General features: G+C 42.5%; 18 protein-coding genes. 5 read left to right on the forward strand and 13 right to left on the reverse strand.

The window, feature by feature from the left end:
* Nucleotides 1-398 precede the first annotated feature (398 nt).
* The 8 genes from AS888_RS03485 to AS888_RS03520 all read right to left on the reverse strand — a co-directional run bounded on the left by AS888_RS03485 (nt 399) and on the right by AS888_RS03520 (nt 8,510).
* A complete protein-coding gene (locus tag AS888_RS03485; protein ID WP_061140800.1) occupies nt 399-854 on the reverse strand; it encodes an ATP-dependent metallopeptidase FtsH/Yme1/Tma family protein in 456 nt (151 codons plus the stop codon).
* A 429-nt stretch (nt 855-1,283) separates the two neighbouring features.
* Nucleotides 1,284-1,700, reverse strand: coding sequence for a VOC family protein (locus AS888_RS03490; protein WP_061140801.1), 417 nt, complete (start codon nt 1,698-1,700; stop codon nt 1,284-1,286).
* A gap of 288 nt (nt 1,701-1,988) precedes the next feature.
* Nucleotides 1,989-2,480, reverse strand: coding sequence for a PTS sugar transporter subunit IIA (locus AS888_RS03495; RefSeq protein ID WP_061140802.1), 492 nt, complete (start codon nt 2,478-2,480; stop codon nt 1,989-1,991).
* 63 nt (nt 2,481-2,543) lie between these two features.
* On the reverse strand, nt 2,544-3,155 hold the full coding sequence (locus AS888_RS03500) for a DUF1349 domain-containing protein (protein ID WP_155645389.1): 612 nt from the start codon (nt 3,153-3,155) through the stop codon (nt 2,544-2,546).
* Nucleotides 3,156-3,421: 266 nt separating this feature from the next.
* A complete protein-coding gene (locus AS888_RS03505) occupies nt 3,422-3,805 on the reverse strand; it encodes an iron chaperone (RefSeq protein WP_061140803.1) in 384 nt (127 codons plus the stop codon).
* Between the two features lie 274 nt (nt 3,806-4,079).
* The gene (locus AS888_RS03510) at nt 4,080-5,546 is read right to left on the reverse strand and encodes a glycoside hydrolase family 1 protein (protein ID WP_061140804.1); all 1,467 of its coding nucleotides are present in this window, start codon (nt 5,544-5,546) and stop codon (nt 4,080-4,082) included.
* Between the two features lie 65 nt (nt 5,547-5,611).
* On the reverse strand, nt 5,612-7,534 hold the full coding sequence (locus AS888_RS03515; protein ID WP_061140805.1) for a beta-glucoside-specific PTS transporter subunit IIABC: 1,923 nt from the start codon (nt 7,532-7,534) through the stop codon (nt 5,612-5,614).
* Between the two features lie 124 nt (nt 7,535-7,658).
* Nucleotides 7,659-8,510: a PRD domain-containing protein gene (locus tag AS888_RS03520; protein WP_185113018.1), complete on the reverse strand. Its 852-nt coding sequence runs from the start codon at nt 8,508-8,510 to the stop codon at nt 7,659-7,661.
* Nucleotides 8,511-8,881: 371 nt separating this feature from the next.
* Between AS888_RS03520 and AS888_RS03525 the strand changes: the two genes are divergently transcribed.
* Nucleotides 8,882-9,478 carry a spore coat protein gene (locus tag AS888_RS03525; RefSeq protein ID WP_061141048.1) on the forward strand — a complete coding sequence of 199 codons (597 nt, stop codon included), beginning with the start codon at nt 8,882-8,884 and terminating at the stop codon, nt 9,476-9,478.
* 65 nt (nt 9,479-9,543) lie between these two features.
* Here the strand turns inward: AS888_RS03525 and AS888_RS03530 are convergent, their stop codons facing one another.
* Together AS888_RS03530 and AS888_RS03535 are read right to left on the reverse strand one after the other, a co-directional pair.
* The gene (locus AS888_RS03530; RefSeq protein ID WP_061140807.1) at nt 9,544-9,747 is read right to left on the reverse strand and encodes a helix-hairpin-helix domain-containing protein; all 204 of its coding nucleotides are present in this window, start codon (nt 9,745-9,747) and stop codon (nt 9,544-9,546) included.
* Nucleotides 9,748-9,829: 82 nt separating this feature from the next.
* Entirely contained in the window at nt 9,830-10,480 is a 651-nt protein-coding gene (locus tag AS888_RS03535) for an alpha/beta family hydrolase (protein WP_061140808.1), read from the reverse strand.
* 170 nt (nt 10,481-10,650) lie between these two features.
* Here AS888_RS03535 and blaOXA point away from each other — a divergent pair, with 170 nt between their 5' ends.
* Both blaOXA and AS888_RS03545 read left to right on the forward strand, forming a co-directional pair.
* A complete protein-coding gene (blaOXA, locus tag AS888_RS03540) occupies nt 10,651-11,442 on the forward strand; it encodes a class D beta-lactamase (RefSeq protein WP_061140809.1) in 792 nt (263 codons plus the stop codon).
* 130 nt (nt 11,443-11,572) lie between these two features.
* Entirely contained in the window at nt 11,573-11,905 is a 333-nt protein-coding gene (locus tag AS888_RS03545) for an RNA polymerase sigma factor (RefSeq protein ID WP_061140810.1), read from the forward strand.
* Nucleotides 11,906-12,057: 152 nt separating this feature from the next.
* Here the strand turns inward: AS888_RS03545 and AS888_RS03555 are convergent, their stop codons facing one another.
* Nucleotides 12,058-12,543: an HIT family protein gene (locus AS888_RS03555; protein WP_081092290.1), complete on the reverse strand. Its 486-nt coding sequence runs from the start codon at nt 12,541-12,543 to the stop codon at nt 12,058-12,060.
* Between the two features lie 469 nt (nt 12,544-13,012).
* On the opposite strand from AS888_RS03555, the gene AS888_RS03560 reads away from it, so the two are divergent.
* Complete coding sequence (locus tag AS888_RS03560; protein ID WP_061141050.1) at nt 13,013-13,855, forward strand: SDR family oxidoreductase; 843 nt, start codon at nt 13,013-13,015, stop codon at nt 13,853-13,855.
* Nucleotides 13,856-14,119: 264 nt separating this feature from the next.
* Here the strand turns inward: AS888_RS03560 and AS888_RS03565 are convergent, their stop codons facing one another.
* On the reverse strand, nt 14,120-14,311 hold the full coding sequence (locus AS888_RS03565) for a hypothetical protein (protein WP_061140812.1): 192 nt from the start codon (nt 14,309-14,311) through the stop codon (nt 14,120-14,122).
* Nucleotides 14,312-14,661: 350 nt separating this feature from the next.
* On the opposite strand from AS888_RS03565, the gene AS888_RS03570 reads away from it, so the two are divergent.
* Nucleotides 14,662-16,059, forward strand: a complete 1,398-nt coding sequence (locus AS888_RS03570; protein ID WP_061140813.1) for an NCS1 family transporter — start codon at nt 14,662-14,664, stop codon at nt 16,057-16,059.
* 48 nt (nt 16,060-16,107) lie between these two features.
* Here the strand turns inward: AS888_RS03570 and AS888_RS03575 are convergent, their stop codons facing one another.
* Nucleotides 16,108-16,557 carry an NUDIX hydrolase gene (locus AS888_RS03575; protein ID WP_081092291.1) on the reverse strand — a complete coding sequence of 150 codons (450 nt, stop codon included), beginning with the start codon at nt 16,555-16,557 and terminating at the stop codon, nt 16,108-16,110.
* Nucleotides 16,558-16,745: the final 188 nt, after the last annotated feature.

A 16,745-nucleotide genomic window follows, 5' to 3' on the forward strand; every position in this document is an offset into this window, starting at 1 on the left:
CAGATTTGCTTTATCCCTTAACGATCTTTATGATTTCATTACATGTTGTGCACATGATCAAAGTAGGTCCATTTAACTGTTTGATTGTCGACAGCTGTTGATGCTCACATTTTTTTATGGTGATCCCCCCATTCTTTAAAATTGGAGTCAACTGGTTTAACGCCATCCGGAGTCCGGTTACAGTTGACTACCATAAGATTACAAAATAGGCCCGGAATAGTATTTACAATAAAACGCCATTATTTATGAATTTCCATGCTTGATCTAGAATTGGACCATCACCATTCTGGCTTTATTCTGCAACTGTTCGTCTTGGCTGGACTCACATGATGTGATCCTGCCAAACTTGATATATTGATAAAAAAACTCGCCTTTCCAAGTAGGAAAAGCGAGTTTTTTTAATATCGTGGACGGTTCCATCTTTTTATCACCCGTAACATGAGGACAATGACGAAAACCATGATCAAAAGGAGTATGAACGGCAATGTCGTTGTAAGAACGGTGACCCACCCGCTTACATCAGTATCTGGCGGTATCACGACAATTTGTTCTATATTATGTTCGTCCGCAGCTCGATTGATCGTATTCAGCGCGAACTCACTGTTCGGGACAATTACGTTAAAAGATTGATCCTTTCCATCAGCTTTCAGGCGGCCGCTTATTTCATATACACTTTTTTTCGGCTCCAATTTCAAGGATGTCACCTTTCCAGCCTCTAATGTTGAATAAAATTCAGCATCGGTCAATGTCTCTTTCTTCTCGCCATGCTCGTAATGGGTGAAACCAAAACCAGCAGCCAACAACACGGCCAAAATAATTACATAAAAAAACTTAGTGCGGAAAATTGCCTTCATCTAATACCTTCTCCCATGTTAAAACAAACTAAAGGTAATAGTATCATATATAGTTAATTATTAACAATTAAACCAATAGGAGAAGATCGGGACAGCCCGTAGTCAAAACTGAGGGTAACATGCGTAATGCCATTTCATCCCCTCTACAAGGGAATGGAGATAGAAGTTCGATTGCCTATAGTTTTCATATTTTATACATCGATCGTTTCATTACACTCAGCTTAAACATTTAGAAAGGACCATTTAACCCACAGTTTTTGAGGTTTATACTTTCGTAGGCCAGCACGAACTGGGCAGCTTTCTTTAGGGTATTGGTTTATGAGGGTAATGGAGCTTAAAAAAGATGCCATCTGCAAAATACAGACAGCATCACCTTTTTCATGTCTTATATAAGGCGTACATGTTAAGTGAAGGGGTGTTCGTTTTGGCTTATTCTTGCCTGAACCCACTTTCATCCATGTAGAATACTTCCCAAAGATGTCCGTCCAAATCCCTGAAGCTCCAACCGTACATGAATCCATGGTCGATGGCTTCATTATAGGGCTGTGCGCCGGCATTCAATGCCCTATTGACGACTTCGTCGACTTCTTGCTTACTATTTACCGATAGGGCGACAATCGCTTCCGCACTCGTTTCCGAATTCGGGATTTCCATCTTCGTAAACGTCTTGAAATAATCCTCAACCAATAGCATGACGTAAATCGATTCACTGATAACCATGCACGTTGCGTTTTCATTGGTCATTTGCTCGTTAAAGGCAAAGCCCACTTTAGTGAAGAATTGTATCGAAGCATCCAAATCTTTAACAGGCAGGTTAACGAATATCTTTTCTGCTTGAACTCTCATCCTATTCACCCTCGCTTGATTTATTTGTTCACTCACCTATTATTCGCTGTTTTTTTCGAATATCCTGCTGGCAGCAATGATAGCGGTCCAAGTCAAAATATGAACCAGTTCATTACCCATCTTAAATCTTTAATATGCTATAGACATTGAGCGAATTCAGCGTGCGTATTCCTGAAAGGTCTATCTTGCTGGGTGGATAAATAAAGTTCATGATCATAAAAACATCCTTTGCAATAATCGCTGCAAAGGATGTTTTGCGGGTTTACACTTTAGTAAACCCTTAATTTTTTACTTTAAATAAACTTTCATAATCTCCGTTTCGTTCATGATCGCTTCGGTGCTAGCTGTTTTTTCCACTTTTTCAACGAGCTCACCATTCGTGATGACGATAGGAGTGATAATGCTTGGTGCATTCGATTTAAGAAATTCGATATCGAATGTAACGAGCTTGTCCCCGGCTTTTACACGCTGCCCTTCTGCGACATGGACTTCGAATCCTTCACCTTTAAGGTTCACCGTTTCTAGCCCGATATGCATCAGCAATTCAATCCCATTTTTTGTCTTAAGTCCTATTGCATGCTTCGTATGAAAAACCTGGACCACTTCTGCATCTATCGGAGCCACGACAAGGCCCTCCTCAGGAAGGATCGCGATCCCATCTCCCATCAGCTTCCCGGAGAACACCGGATCAGGAACATCCTCCATCTTTATGACTTGTCCGTTTATCGGTGCAAGCAATTGCTCCACACTATCTTTTTTTCCGAATAATTTCTTGAACATAATAGACCCCTTCCTCTTTCCAGTCGAATTTATCAAGACAAAAAGTCTTCATCTCTTGCCCTATTAATAAACCTTTGTTTCCTTATCTATTTTTTCCACCTTCATGAAATCGAACGCTGCTTCATACCCAATTCCTTGCGGGCTACAGGCATAAAGGCCGACTTTCATCTTACTTGCCTCTTCAACGAGATGGGTCATCCTGATTTGGCTCCACGAAGTGCCATCCAATGAATAATCCACATAAAAGTCGTTGTCCTTTCTCGTGATTCGATAAAATAGCGGAGCCCCGTCTTCTGAAATGTCCTGGCTGGACCAATCAGAATACCCTTGATTTGTTGCAACCACACCTAATTTACTTTGGCCATCAGGGATATATTCAACCGACGTCTTTAGCCATGTCTCGCTTGAGAAGCGCACCATCAAGCCCGCTTGGTCATATCTATTGACTGGATTGGATTTCACTTTCGTCGTTAAACGAAAATCCCCGTTTACCTCAAGGTATAAAAAATGCCCATTATCCGCTTGAAAGCCATAATGAGTTTTTTGCCAAAAATCGGTTTGATTATCCGTTTTAATGACTAAAACCGAATCCTCCGCATTAATACTCCATGCTTTCGGCTCGGAGTGCCAAGTTAATTTCGTTCCGAATCCAGAAGCATGGTTAAACTCCTCCATTAATATAGCCGTTATGATCGTTGCCACCTTTCTAACAATTGATGCATGCACGCAGGACTTTCGCCAACAAAATCATTAATATTTTGTTAATTCCGATAATACAAGCTTATCATAAGTCGACCACGTTTGAGAATTATCAGGTTCCGGAGCGCAGGGCAAGCAGAAGGCGATCAAATTCTACACACATTCCGGCACAAGAAAAAGCGATACTTCATAAGGAAAAACCGCCCCTTTTTTAACCGATTCGAAAATGGCGCTGAACGTACTTATTTCTTTTTCGCTTTGGCTTCGGCTTTTTTAATATTCTCCTTCACCCTGAATGTAACGATCTCACTTATTACATCATAAGGAATCGGCTTGTTGAGCGGAAACTGAACGGCCCCTTTCGACCGTTTATAGTCCGATAAAGCATCTTCAAAGGCCAAGATCCCGCTCGGTGTCGGATAAAATCCGATATGGTTTTTATAAGCCGCGAAATGGACCAGGTTGCCATGTATGGCAAACGTGGGCATTTGATAACTAATCTTTTCACTAGCTTCCGGTGCCGCAGCTTTTATCACGTTCCTTACCGTTTTCAAAATCTCCTGTACCTCTTCGGGAAATTGCAAGATATATTCATCAATTGTATGAAAAGTTTTGGCTCCTACCATGATTTCTCCTTTCGTCGTTCAATTTGTCGTTATTCTATATTATAGCAATTTTTAGGATTCTTTATTTCTGTTTCTCAAGTAGTGTGTTGTGGTTGATTTCCCTCAATGCCGCTTTTTCGAGAGGGCGGGCACTCCTGACGCCGAAGTCTCGCAATCTGCTCCAATCAACATTTAGTAGCTTCGCCTTAAATAAGAAATCTTTACGAAAAGGGACTAATAAACAAAGGAGTCCGCTACAAGTGGCTTATAGCGGACTCCTTTGTTTATAGGAAGATTAAGATAGATCATCTCCATTTGTTTCGATCACTTTTTTATACCAGTAGAACGAATCTTTCTTCGAGCGTGCAAGTGTGCCGTTTCCTTCATCATCCTGATCCACATAGATGAAGCCGTAGCGCTTGGACATTTCGTTCGTTGAGACACTGATTAGATCAATGGGCCCCCATGCCGTGTAGCCAAGCAAATCAACGCCGTATTTGACAGCTTCCTTCATTTGTTCAATATGCTGTCTTAAGTAGTCAACACGATACGGGTCATGAATGGAGCCATCTTCCTCGACCTTATCATGGGCACCAAGACCATTTTCAACGATGAACAGCGGTTTTCCATAGCGATTATGGAAGTCTTGCAATGTATAACGAAGCCCTTTTGGATCGATCTGCCATCCCCAATCGGATGTTTCAAGGTGAGGGTTTTTAACACTATTTTTCACCATATTCCCGAGAACACTCTCTTTTTCACCTTGTGTAGTAACAGAGATAGACATGTAGTAACTAAATGAGATGAAATCGACAGGATACTGTTTAATAATCTCATCATCGCCTATTTTCTTTTCAATCACGATGTCATTTTCCTCAAAGTAACGCTCCATTAACTTCGGATATTCTCCTCGCACTTGAACGTCTGTGAAGAATAGGTTCATATCATTGTGGTTTTGCGCTAATAAGATGTCATCCGGATGGTTCGTGACAGGATACGTGGTCATGCGTGCAAGCATGCATCCTACTTGTACTCCGGGAATGATTTCATGGGCAAGCTTCGTGGCAAGGGAACTAGCGACAAATTGATGGTGGGCTGCTTGATACGCTACTTGCTCGAATGTCTTGTCCGGAACGTTTTCAACGAGCACACCGCCACCTGTGTAAGGACTGTGTGTAATGACGTTGATTTCATTAAAGGTGAGCCAGTATTTCACCTTGTTTTTATAGCGCGTAAACACGGTCTCTGCATAGCGCGTGTAGAATCCAATAAGCTTCCGGTTATGCCACCCGTTGTATTTCCGCGTCAATTCAAGCGGAGTTTCATAGTGTGAAAGAGTTACAAGCGGCTCAATGCCGTATTTCAACATTTCATCGAAAAGATCGTCGTAAAATTTCAATCCTGCTTCATTCGGTTGTTGGTCATCGCCATTCGGAAAAATGCGCGCCCAGTGAATCGAAATGCGAAGTGTTTTAAATCCCATTTCTGCAAATAACGCCATGTCTTCTTTGTAGCGGTGATAGAAATCAATCGCTGTACGTTTTGGAAAACGATCCTTTATTTTCCCTGCAAGAACGCCTTCAATGTAATCCGCTTTTACGTCCATAGAATAGCCGTTGCGTTCTTCTTTTGGAACGAAGCGAATCATATCCGCTGTAGAAAGTCCTTTGCCTGCAACATCAAAAGCACCTTCAAGTTGATTGGCTGCGGTTGCGCCGCCCCAGAGGAATCCTTTTTTGAATCCAGTATCCGTCATTGCCATATTCTCCACGTCCTTTGTTTATTTTTTATTATGGAGGGCTAAGACCCTTGCCCTCCAAGTCTGCTTTATTTCACTATCGAAAGTAGTTGTTCCTCTTCGAATATCTGCCCCTTCTCATTGACTGGCAGGACATCTAAATAATCTGCTGTATTTGTCACTATAATCATCGTAACGGAGTCGAGGCCTTCTGCCTGGATGGCATCCCGATCAAATTCAATCAGCGGCTGGCCGCTGATTACACGATCTCCCTCTTTAACAAGTGCTTTAAAATGTTTTCCTCTAAGAGAAACCGTATCAATCCCAATATGAATCAATATTTCCTGCCCATCATCTCCTTTTATGCCAACTGCATGTTGAGAATCCGGCAACACCATGATGATTCCTGGGACTGGAGAGACGACACGATTATCAGCTGGCTGGATGGCAATCCCTTTTCCCATAATCTCTTGCGCGAATGTTGCATCTGAAACGTCTTTTAAAGGAACGATTTTTCCTGTTAACGGGGAAAATACATCGGCCGTTTTTGATTCACCTTCCATACTGGTTATCGTAGATGCAGCTTCTGCCAATCCTTTTTCAACTTTCCCAACTCCACTAGTTTGGTCTTCTGTCGCAATATCTTCAAACCCGAAGATCAAAATCAGAATAATGGGTAGAATGATCGCTAATGCAAGCATGACGAGAGCAACGATCAAGTTACCCGCCTCTCCACTGGGATCCGCGAATGTCGGAATGGAGAATATCCCGACTAGTCCCCCCATGGTAAACGCTTTGAATCCATACCAACCAGCAAAAGCACCAAGCAATCCACTAGAAATCATCGCATAGTAGAATGGTCTTTTTAATTTCATGTTGACTCCATACATTGCCGGTTCTGTAATCCCGATCACCGCCGAGATTCCTGAGGATATTCCAAGCTGTCTCAATTCCTTATTTTTAGTCCGCAGCGCTACGCCAAAGGCAGCTCCAGCTTGAGCCAAGTTACTAATGAACATCGTGGGTGCCAGGACATTATCAAACCCGTAAAGAGACATGTTCTGAATGCTAATTGGTGCGAACGTGTAATGCATGCCTGTCATAACGATCAGCGGCATCAATCCAGCCATCAGCAAACCAGCCACCGGGCCCGCATGTTCAAAGAGCCAAGCAAATACTTGGGATAGTCCATTCCCAATATTTGTACCGAGCGGCCCAATCAACCAGAGGGTGAGAGGCACGACGATAAGCAGCGCAAGCAATGGGGAAAACATCACCGTAATCGATGAAGGCATCCATGAACGAATAAATTTGTATACATATTTCAATAACAGAACACTTAAGATGATAGGAAGAACGCTAGAAGCGTAGTTCACAACCGGAATGGAAACGAAACTTAATCCAAATAATGTAAAATTCGAAATATCCGTGATACCTCGTGTTGCATCAACAAAAGTGGGATAAAGTAATGTACCAGCTATCGCAAGTGCTAAATATTCGTTTGTTTTGAATTTGCGTGCAGCTGAAACGGCTAAGAAGAAGGGCAGGAAGTAGAAAACCCCGTCACCAATTGCATTGAGTACTGCGTATGTGTCACTTTTTGAACTAAACCAACCAAAGGTTATGAATAAAGCGACAAAACCTTTTAACAAGCCAGCACCGACAAGCGCTGGAAGGATCGGGGTAAATATCCCGGAGATCGTATCCAAGATCCGACTGATTCCCCCTTGTTTCTCTCTATTTTTACTATTAGACGAACCGCCAACCCCAACAAGCGGCTCCACTTCTTCAAAAACCTCAGCTACTTTGTTTCCGATAATGACCTGAAACTGATCGCCAGAAAACTGGGCACCCATGACGCCGTCAATTTGTTTAATTTCATCAAGCTTTACTTTGTTCTTATCTTGAAGGTTGAATCGCAGTCGGGTAACACAGTGCCAAACTTGATCCACATTTTCGCGTCCGCCGATTTTCAACACAATCTCTTTAGCTGTCTCCTTGTGTGTAGCCAAAATATTTCCCCCTTTTTTCCAATAAAAAACCCAAACAGATGCCCAAGCATGTTTTCATCACATGCTTAGTCTGTTTGGGTAATGCCTGATCTAGTCAGTAGCAATCCTCAAGTGAAGATAACGGTTATTCAGTTTCAGCACGACTGGTGACGCGCCATATATGCAGTGTTAAATAAAGCTTTTCGTCCGATGATAGTGACCAGCCGTACTGTTTAAGCAGCAGGTTGGCAATTTTCCCGACTGCCTGGTATGCCTTCATATACTTCGTTTTCACCACATCAAGTAAAGTGTTATCGACTTGTGGGTTACCATCTTGTTCGTGATCAAGCTGACGTATGACGAAAAATCGTAAATGCGTGACAAGCCTGGAATAGTTCATGGAATCTTCATCTAGTTTAATTTGAAAGTGATACTGTACGATGTCGATGATTCGATTGATCACCTCAGTCATTTTCATCGTTTCTTCAATCTTCGCATGCGCATTTTGGGCATTGACGAAGTGATAAGTAAGGAATGTTTCTTCACTTTTAGGAAGAAGTACATCGAGTTGATCATATACAAATCGAATCGCATTCACTGCCGCCTGGTACTCTTTATGATAGAGCTTTTTCACTTCCCAACGGCTTGGTTGCGCGTATTCAATGCCTGCATCGCTCCGCTCAATGGCGAAATTCAAGTGATCCGCAAGAGTTAAGTAAATATTCGTATTGAATGTTACGCCAATTTCAGCTTCGGCTCGCTTGATTATTTCTACGGATACCTCAAGGATTTCCGGTTTGATGCTGTCAAGAATTTGTGCAAGTGGTCTACGGACCGTCGAAGATTCAGCTACAAACTTACGCCGAATGAGGGATTCATCAATCATGTCCCCTTTTTTCTTCTGATAGCCAACAGCCGTTCCCATCACGACCCATTCTAAATTTGAGGAATCCTCCACTAAGGCTACATTGTTATTGAACGCTTTAACAAACTTCATTGAAGCTTCCCCCACATCAAAGGAACGTAAAAAATCCCATCTTAAAAATGCATAAAAAAATCCAAGCACTTTCAACATAGGTAATGCCTGATCGAGTCAGTAACAATCCTTATTCTCGTTAGCTACAATATACTATGCAATGAAAACGATGTCAATCATTTTGTAACCGATATCACAAGAGAATATAAAGTCGAATTGTATCGACGCAGGACGAATTCGACGTAAAGAAAAAATCTAAAGGGAATGATCCAGAATGAGCAAGCCTCTCCTCTTTCTCATTCAACACATACATATTTTCAGGCATCGCTGTCCATCTTAAGGAGGTATGCTAAAAAATATGGGAGGTAATACTTTTGCAAAATCAGCCTAATATGTCCAATACCCAACAGCCACAAGGCATGGTGCCGAACATGAACCATGGTGGTCATGAATTGTTTGATGCTCACGAGGTCCTTTCAGGATTCATAAATGTATTAGATCAATACCAACTCTTTGACCAGCACATTAAAGATCAAGACCTGAAAGCGATCCTTCACCATCAGTATACATTCGTAACAGATGTGTATAACATTGCTGTAGAAGCTTTCACGACAGGAAAAAAACCATCGCATGTATCCCAGCCTTACGAAATGCACCAAAATAATGCCGTCACGTACGGCCTCACGCCTTCTCAGCCTAAAAAACCGAATCAATCTGTAAACGAGATGAATGAACAAGGTGTTTCCGGTCACATGCTCGGACTTATCAAATCAACGGGGTCACTGCTTGCCATGACTGCTGTCGAAATCACCAACCCTGTGCTTAGAAGGGTCATCGCTGACAGTGTACCTAACTTTGTTGAAATGGCCTATGAAATTTTCCTTTATCAAAACAAGCATCGCTATTATCAAGTGCCGCAATTAGCGCCACAGGATATGACACAAATGATAAAAGGCTTTGCTCCTGCCGCAAAAAATATCATCAATTAATAAAAAGCCCAGTTTTTCCACTTGATACAAGCGAAAAACTGGGCTTTTCATCGAGTAAAACCAATTCATGAACCATCCCGTACGGTTAACCCCTTCTCCGCAAGTGCACGCTTAAGCTGCTCCAACGCTTTCGGCCCCATCCCATGCAGCTTGAGAATTTCCGCCTCGCTCAGCTTGGTGAACTGTTCCAGCTGTACATACCCAGCCCCTGCTAATGCCCGCTGTGCAGGCTTCGCCAACTCTGGCGGCAGATCTGTGCCTTTATTCATTACTCATCCTCCCTATGAAATCAATTTCGTTATGTTTCGTTCACCACCTTGATTTAAAACATGGAGTTTGTTGTGGTAAGGCTCAGCTTTTGCTTTTTATGAATTCCGCCAACCCGTTCATGACACTTTCTACAACCTTTATCGACCTTGAAGTATGAAAAGGCTCGATATCCAATGAATGATTAGCATCAGGGTATTGATTCATGCTGATGTTCGTTTTAGTTTTGATCCTTTGAATTTTTTCTGGAACATAGTGAGGATCTTTTTCCCCAATCACTAGATGAATGGGATGATTGCTGCTCATTACCCCTTCAAAAACCGGGTCGAACTTCAGTAGCGGCGTAAGCAAAACCATTTTGGAATCGATATGCCGCTCGTCTTTCATAAAGCCATTAATGAGGGGGATGGTACCAAGTGATTTACCTAAAAACATAGTTTCTTGATATTCTTTTTTTTGAGATACCTTCGCAATGACCGGAGAACAATCCCCAACCATAACTTTAGTGATATCCACCAATGGCTGCTTGGTTATATCCTGCTCGTAAGAATAATGAATATGTACGACATCAAACCGATTTTGAAGAAGAGTCATTGTCGAATAATAAAATAATGGCTTGTCATACGTGTAACCAGCACCCGAAAACATAAAACAAACAGCGGGACCTCCGTTTTCAATCTGGGTGTATGTCACATCTTTTTCGATCCCCTTTATTTTCCCTAAATTAACCTCCATATATAGGCCCCCCTTCCAGCATTCACCCCATATATTCATCAGCTTCCTGCCGCATCCCTGCTTGGTTGTCATGATTTAATGGTTTCGTTTCTCTTAGATCATATATATAATTTAATTATTGCCCTATTTTTTGGAAAAATACCATTCCAACCCTTAAAGGAGAGTGTGTAATGAATATCAAATCGTTATGTTTCATTCTTGTCCTGCTGGTCGCCGGTTCTGTGAGCACGGTTCATGCTAGTGCAAACGGTCATAAGGTGAAGGAACTGCAGATTGGGGAATTCTTCGGCGGTGTGGATGGCACGATGATCATCCAAAATGTAAAAACGGATAAAGAATATATGTACAATAAGAAAAGAAGTAACGTTCGTTATACTCCGGAGTCGTCGTTTAAAGTGGCGAATGCATTGATCGGCCTGCAGACAAAGGCCGTAAGCGATGAATATGAAGTGAAGCGGTGGGATGGGGTGATCCGGGAGTTCGAAGATTGGAATAGGGACCATTCGCTTGCTTCAGGCATGAGGTATTCCGTGATCTGGTTTTATCAAGAAATGGCCCGCGACATAGGTGCACAAAACATGCAGCAATATGTGAACATGCTCGATTACGGCAATCATGATATATCTGGCGGGATCGATCATTTCTGGCTGGACAGCAGCCTGAACATATCTGCCAAGGAACAGGTCCAATTTATCGAAAAACTGGTGAAAGAAAAACTGCCCATCGATAAGCAGCATATGAGAACGGTAAAGAGAATCATGATCAATGAAGAAGCTGATGATTATGTCCTTCATGGAAAAACAGGTACGCGCCTCTCTGATATGGGATTGGGCTGGTATGTCGGTTACATCGAAACGGACAAAGGGACATGGGCTTTTGCCACGAACTTGGACGGCAGCGGAAGCACGGCAAAGGCGGTTACTCTGGAAGCTTTGAAAAAGTTGGAAATCATTAAGGAATGACTAATCACGCATGCCCCCTTTTCCGGGCATGCGTTTTGCGACATTCCAATATTTTTCAAATAAAGGTTTCATTTGACGCAAAGGGAGGTACTTATTACCTATAATTATAAACAGGAACGGGGATACAGCCATGATGAATAAACAAGAAGTAATTAACCACATATTAAACGGGGATCGACTTTACTTTACAAAGCTTTACAACAAATATGAAAACATGTTAAAAAATACTGCCCTGAAACTGACGGGTTCTGAAATCAATGCCGAGAATCTTTTGTTCATTACCTTCAAGAAATTGTGGGAATCGCCTCATTCGTTTGAAGCTTCCAATGATCGAATGATTTCCACCTACCTCATGAAACAGGTCGTATACAATCATCTACATGACAAGCGAAAGCGAGACAAGCGAAAGCGAGATAAGCAAAAAGAAAACATCCAAGCTATCCGTACTTCCGATTTCCTTTGATCAGCTTATATTGTGAAATACAACCGATTTTTGCTTCGTTTGTTTTAAAAGAATGGCTGCCAAGAAGCCTCCTTATCCGCATCATAGAATATCCTTCATCTTTTATACTTCCGGAAAATCCAGTTTCCCTATCATCCAAGCCTGCCAGACATTCATTTTCCATTCAATTCCTTAGTTAGCTCCGCTGCCGCAAGCAACACTTCCTTCGAATTTCCCTCACTGTTCAAGTGATTCCTCGAATGCAAAAGGATGGGCCTTACGGATTCGACTGAACGGCCGAATTCGTACATCCATTCATATCTCGGAACCATCCAAGTGTGGAAATGGTGCGTCGTATCTTCATTGTAAAAATAATACACATACTCTATGTTCAATACGGTTCTTTGAGCCTTCCTGATTTTAGTCAATAGATTGATATAATCGATTTTTTCTTCTTCAGTCAGCTCATCCAGACACTTAATATGGCGTTTTGATGCTAAAATGATCAACCCTTTGATCGGGTATGCTACATCCTGGTGGGCGTGAAAATATTCCGTTTCAATGATGGTACCGCCTTCCGGCTCGGCTAAGCCGCTTGTTACGGCACAGCTCAAACAGTCCACCTCGATATTTTTCCCATTCGACATTAAAATCCCCATCGAAACGCTCCCTTCTTGCTCAATTTCAAGACATTCAACCGAATGGCCCGCTGATGATGCCTTTTTCCTGAAACTACACTGGTTATCCGGCGGGTCTTCATCAACACCACACTGTGAACTCGCGTGATAGGCCAGAGCTTTACAACACTGTTTTTCGATTGCCTTGCCTCCACTCTACGATATAGATTTTCCGAGATTTATTCCACCGTTTTTTTTGCTTGTTTGCCAAAATAGGGATACTATAGCATCAAGAAAAAAGGCCCCTAATGAGTGGATTCATTCGTTTAGTTCGCAGGTGGATGCTCATGAATACGATCGAAACCGCCCACCAAGGATCATTAAGCAAATGTATGGGATGAACACAAACGAAAGTCCAGTCCAGAAGACGGTAGCTGGAGAGTTTTCATTTTTCCCAATCAGGGAACAAGTTACAATAAAGGCGATTTTGAAAAAGAAAAGGAGCAAAACGATGGAGAAGAAACTAGCGATCGTAACGGGAGCCAATTCAGGAATGGGCTTGGCAACCGTGATAGCCCTTGCCAAGAAAGACCTGCACGTCATCATGCTATGCCGGAATGAAGCGAAGGGGAAAAGAGCGCTTGAATTGGCCAAGGAAGAAAGCCAGTCCAGCAGTATCGAACTAATGAATGGTGATTTAGCATCCATCGAAAGCATTCACCACTTTGCAGAGACGTTTAAGGCAAATCATGATTCTCTTGATCTATTGATTAACAATGCAGGTGTCGTCACCTTAAAACGGCAGGAAACGAAGGATGGGTTCGAATCGATGTTAGGAGTGAATCACCTCGGCCATTTTTTGCTGACCAATTTGCTGATTGATGAATTAAAACGATCTGAAGCTGGGCGGATTGTCATCGTTTCTTCAGGAGCACATAAATGGGGGACATTCGATTTTGACGATCCTTATTTTCACAAAGGCTTCAATGTCGTTAAAGGATATGGGCGTTCCAAGCTGGCCAATGTTTGGTTCATGAAAGGATTGGCCAAAAGACTGGCAGATACATCCGTCACCGTAAACGCCTTGCATCCCGGGGCGGTTGCAACGAATATAGGCGTCGATCGGGACACCGGATTCGGCAAGCGATTCATCAAGCTATTGGTCCCCTTTTTCAGAACCCCTGAAAGAGGTGCACAAACAGCTGTATTTCTCGCAACAAGCGACCGCGTCCAGACGATTTCCGGCTCTTATTTTTATGATGAAAAAGAAGCCCCGCTTTCAAAGCTAGCCCAGGATGACGAGCTTGTAGACCGGTTTTGGCATTGGAGCGAACAACAAGTGGGCTTGGACTGAAATAAAAATGGTCATGACCACCCTGATTCAAGGGTGGTTGCCTTGGATAATCTTCAAAATCACCTCCGTTTCATTTTCTCATGTTATCCAAAATTCACTGCAATCCAAATGCAGCAATCTAAAAACCAAGTATGGCTCATTATTTCCAATGGGCCGACTCCGTTGCAGACCTACCTTTGAAAAGCTTCATGCAATCTTCCTTCCACTTTATTTCCGAGTAGTAGCCTTATAAATGGTTAAAATAACACTACTATCAACACTAGATTAGCAAGCGTTAACATATATTCCTTGTTTTTCAGGTATATTCTCTCCAAAACAATTTGAACTCCCATTATTACTGCGAAATAGCACCATATAAACACCTTCATGAGCTGTGAACCCTCTATGACAAAAGGTATCATGCACAAATAACTGACTAAAATGCTCAATCTTTCCCAACAATCGATATTCTTCCATCAAAAAAAAACCTCCCTCCCGGAATCGAATATAGGTTATAGGCTCCACCTCATTGGAATGGATGTGCTAGCAGCTGCTTATTATAAATCGCTCCTTCATCGCTCCGTCACTTTTTTAAATCAAAGGAGCTAAGGTATTCACGAGTACTTATTCCATTGATCTGTCGCGGTAGTTTATCCATTGGCTTGTATTGCCTTCTATTATTTTTAGTTAATTAGCACAATTAATTGACTGAAATTTCACAATTATTCTAATGACTAATAAATCAATATTTTATATACTTTTTACATGTTATTTTTCCTGACACAAAATAGTTAATTAGTCTCACAATAAAAGGAGTTGATTGTATATTGTCTGCACATTTAGAAAAACACGTTCTAGAAGAGGGGGCCATCCGCCAGGCTGCGGATGTCGATGAATCATTACTGCCTAAAACTGAGGAAGGCAGGACGGTCGGTCCAATTTCCTACACTTTCATGTGGATTGGTGATGGTGTCAATCTAGGCAATATGACACTTGGGGCGAGCTTGATCGTAGCCGGAACCGCTACGTTAAACATCGTTCAGACATTTACAGCAGCGGCCATTGCCATTGCAATCATCTCCACCATATTTGCTTTAAATGATCGAATTGGATACAGAACGGGAATTCCTTATGTTGTACAGCTCAGGATGTCTTTCGGGATGAAGGGCGCGATCCTCTCATCACTTTTGCGTGGCATACCCGCCATCATTTGGTACGGTTTCCAAAGTTGGATCGGCGGTACCGCCTTAAATGAAATCGTCAAGATCATGACAGGCAGCGCTTTTGATAATGTCTTCATATGCTTCGTCGTGATTCAACTGGTGCAAATCACGCTTTCCCTGTATGGCTTCCATGCCATCAAATGGGTGGAAATGCTTGCATCGCTTGTCATCATGCTCGCTCTTGTCTATGTATTCGGTGTTCTTTTGACATCCCATAGCGAAGTGATCGCAGAAAAATGGGTGCATGCCAAAGGCTCATGGGGGCTGCCTTTCTTTGCATTCATCATGATGTTCTTGGGAAATTATGCAGCGATCTTTTTAAGTGCAGCGGACTACTCAAGAGAGCTAAAAACTGGCATTAGTGATTCAAAACGTGGATTTTTATACTTTTCGCCGATTTTAATTGCGTACGGATTTGTCCTGACCATCGGTGTCATGCTCGCCTCGGCTACCGGCATATCCAATCCGGTCAAGGCGTTCGCCATAGTCGTGGATAATCCTTATATTACAGTCGGTGTGTCTGCATTCATCGTCATAGGTGCGATTGCGGTCAACATGGTGGCCAATATCATTCCGCCCACCTATGTCATTACTTTACTGACAAACATGAAATATAAGCCTGCCGTTATCGTCACCGGACTGCTCGCATCATGTTCCTTTCCTTGGGTGCTTGTGCAGGATTCCTCGGCAAAAGGCCTCGGTATGTTCATTCTGATTTATTCTGCATTTTTAGGTCCGATCGTTTCTATTCTATTAGTCGAATATTATCTATTAAGAAAGCAAAAAATGAAGGTGTCCGACTTGTACAAAGAAGATGGACCATTCGCCGGGTATAATCCCTGCGCACTGCTAGCCATGCTGATTGGCGCAGGAGCCGCCTTCCTGAAAGTGGAGCTCGCCTGGATCATAGGTGTTGTCGTGGGAGGCATGGCCTATATCCTTCTGATGAAGTTCACCTATAAAACATCACCTTTCAAAAAAGGGACGATATTCGAAAAATAGACTAAAAAGAGATACTACTCACTATGGTAGTATCTCTTTTTAGGAAGATTACGAAAGATAGGTTTGACCATTTTTGTAAATGAAAGAGTAGGTGCCTTCTTCTTTCAATAAAACCGGCAAATACTCCCCGACCATCTCCGCTATCCCTAGATTATGAGGCGCGAGAATCCACTCAATCGTTTTCCAATCAAGAATCCCTTCTCGTGTTTTTTGGGGAGATTCATATGTTAAATCATCATCCGCTTCATACAAATAAACGTATATTCCATCCCGGTCAGCCCCTGCAGTTTGCCACGTTACCGTTCCGCTAGAATAATAGTGCCCGACACGGATGCCCGTTTCCTCGAACACCTCACGCATCGCCCCCTCATCAGGAGTTTCTCCTTTTTCGATCTTGCCGCCCACCCCGTTCCACACCCCCATGATGGGAGCCTTCTCCCGATTGAGCATCAGGATTTCATTCTTTCTCTTCACAAAACAAACCGTATACTTAAACATAACCAATCCCCTCCACCTGTAAGCCGCCTAAAGACGTGACGAAGCGATTTCACCTTTTAAAAATGAAAGTCGCAACTCATATAACATTGGTTTTACACCATTGGACCGTTTTATGTCCAGTTTGAGGAATTTGGATTACATCTATTAGCCGCGTTTACTCGAGAGTTTGGGCGATTCGTCGATGAAAT

It is taken from the genome of Peribacillus simplex (assembly GCF_001542915.1).
Taxonomy (GTDB): domain Bacteria; phylum Bacillota; class Bacilli; order Bacillales; family DSM-1321; genus Peribacillus; species Peribacillus simplex_B.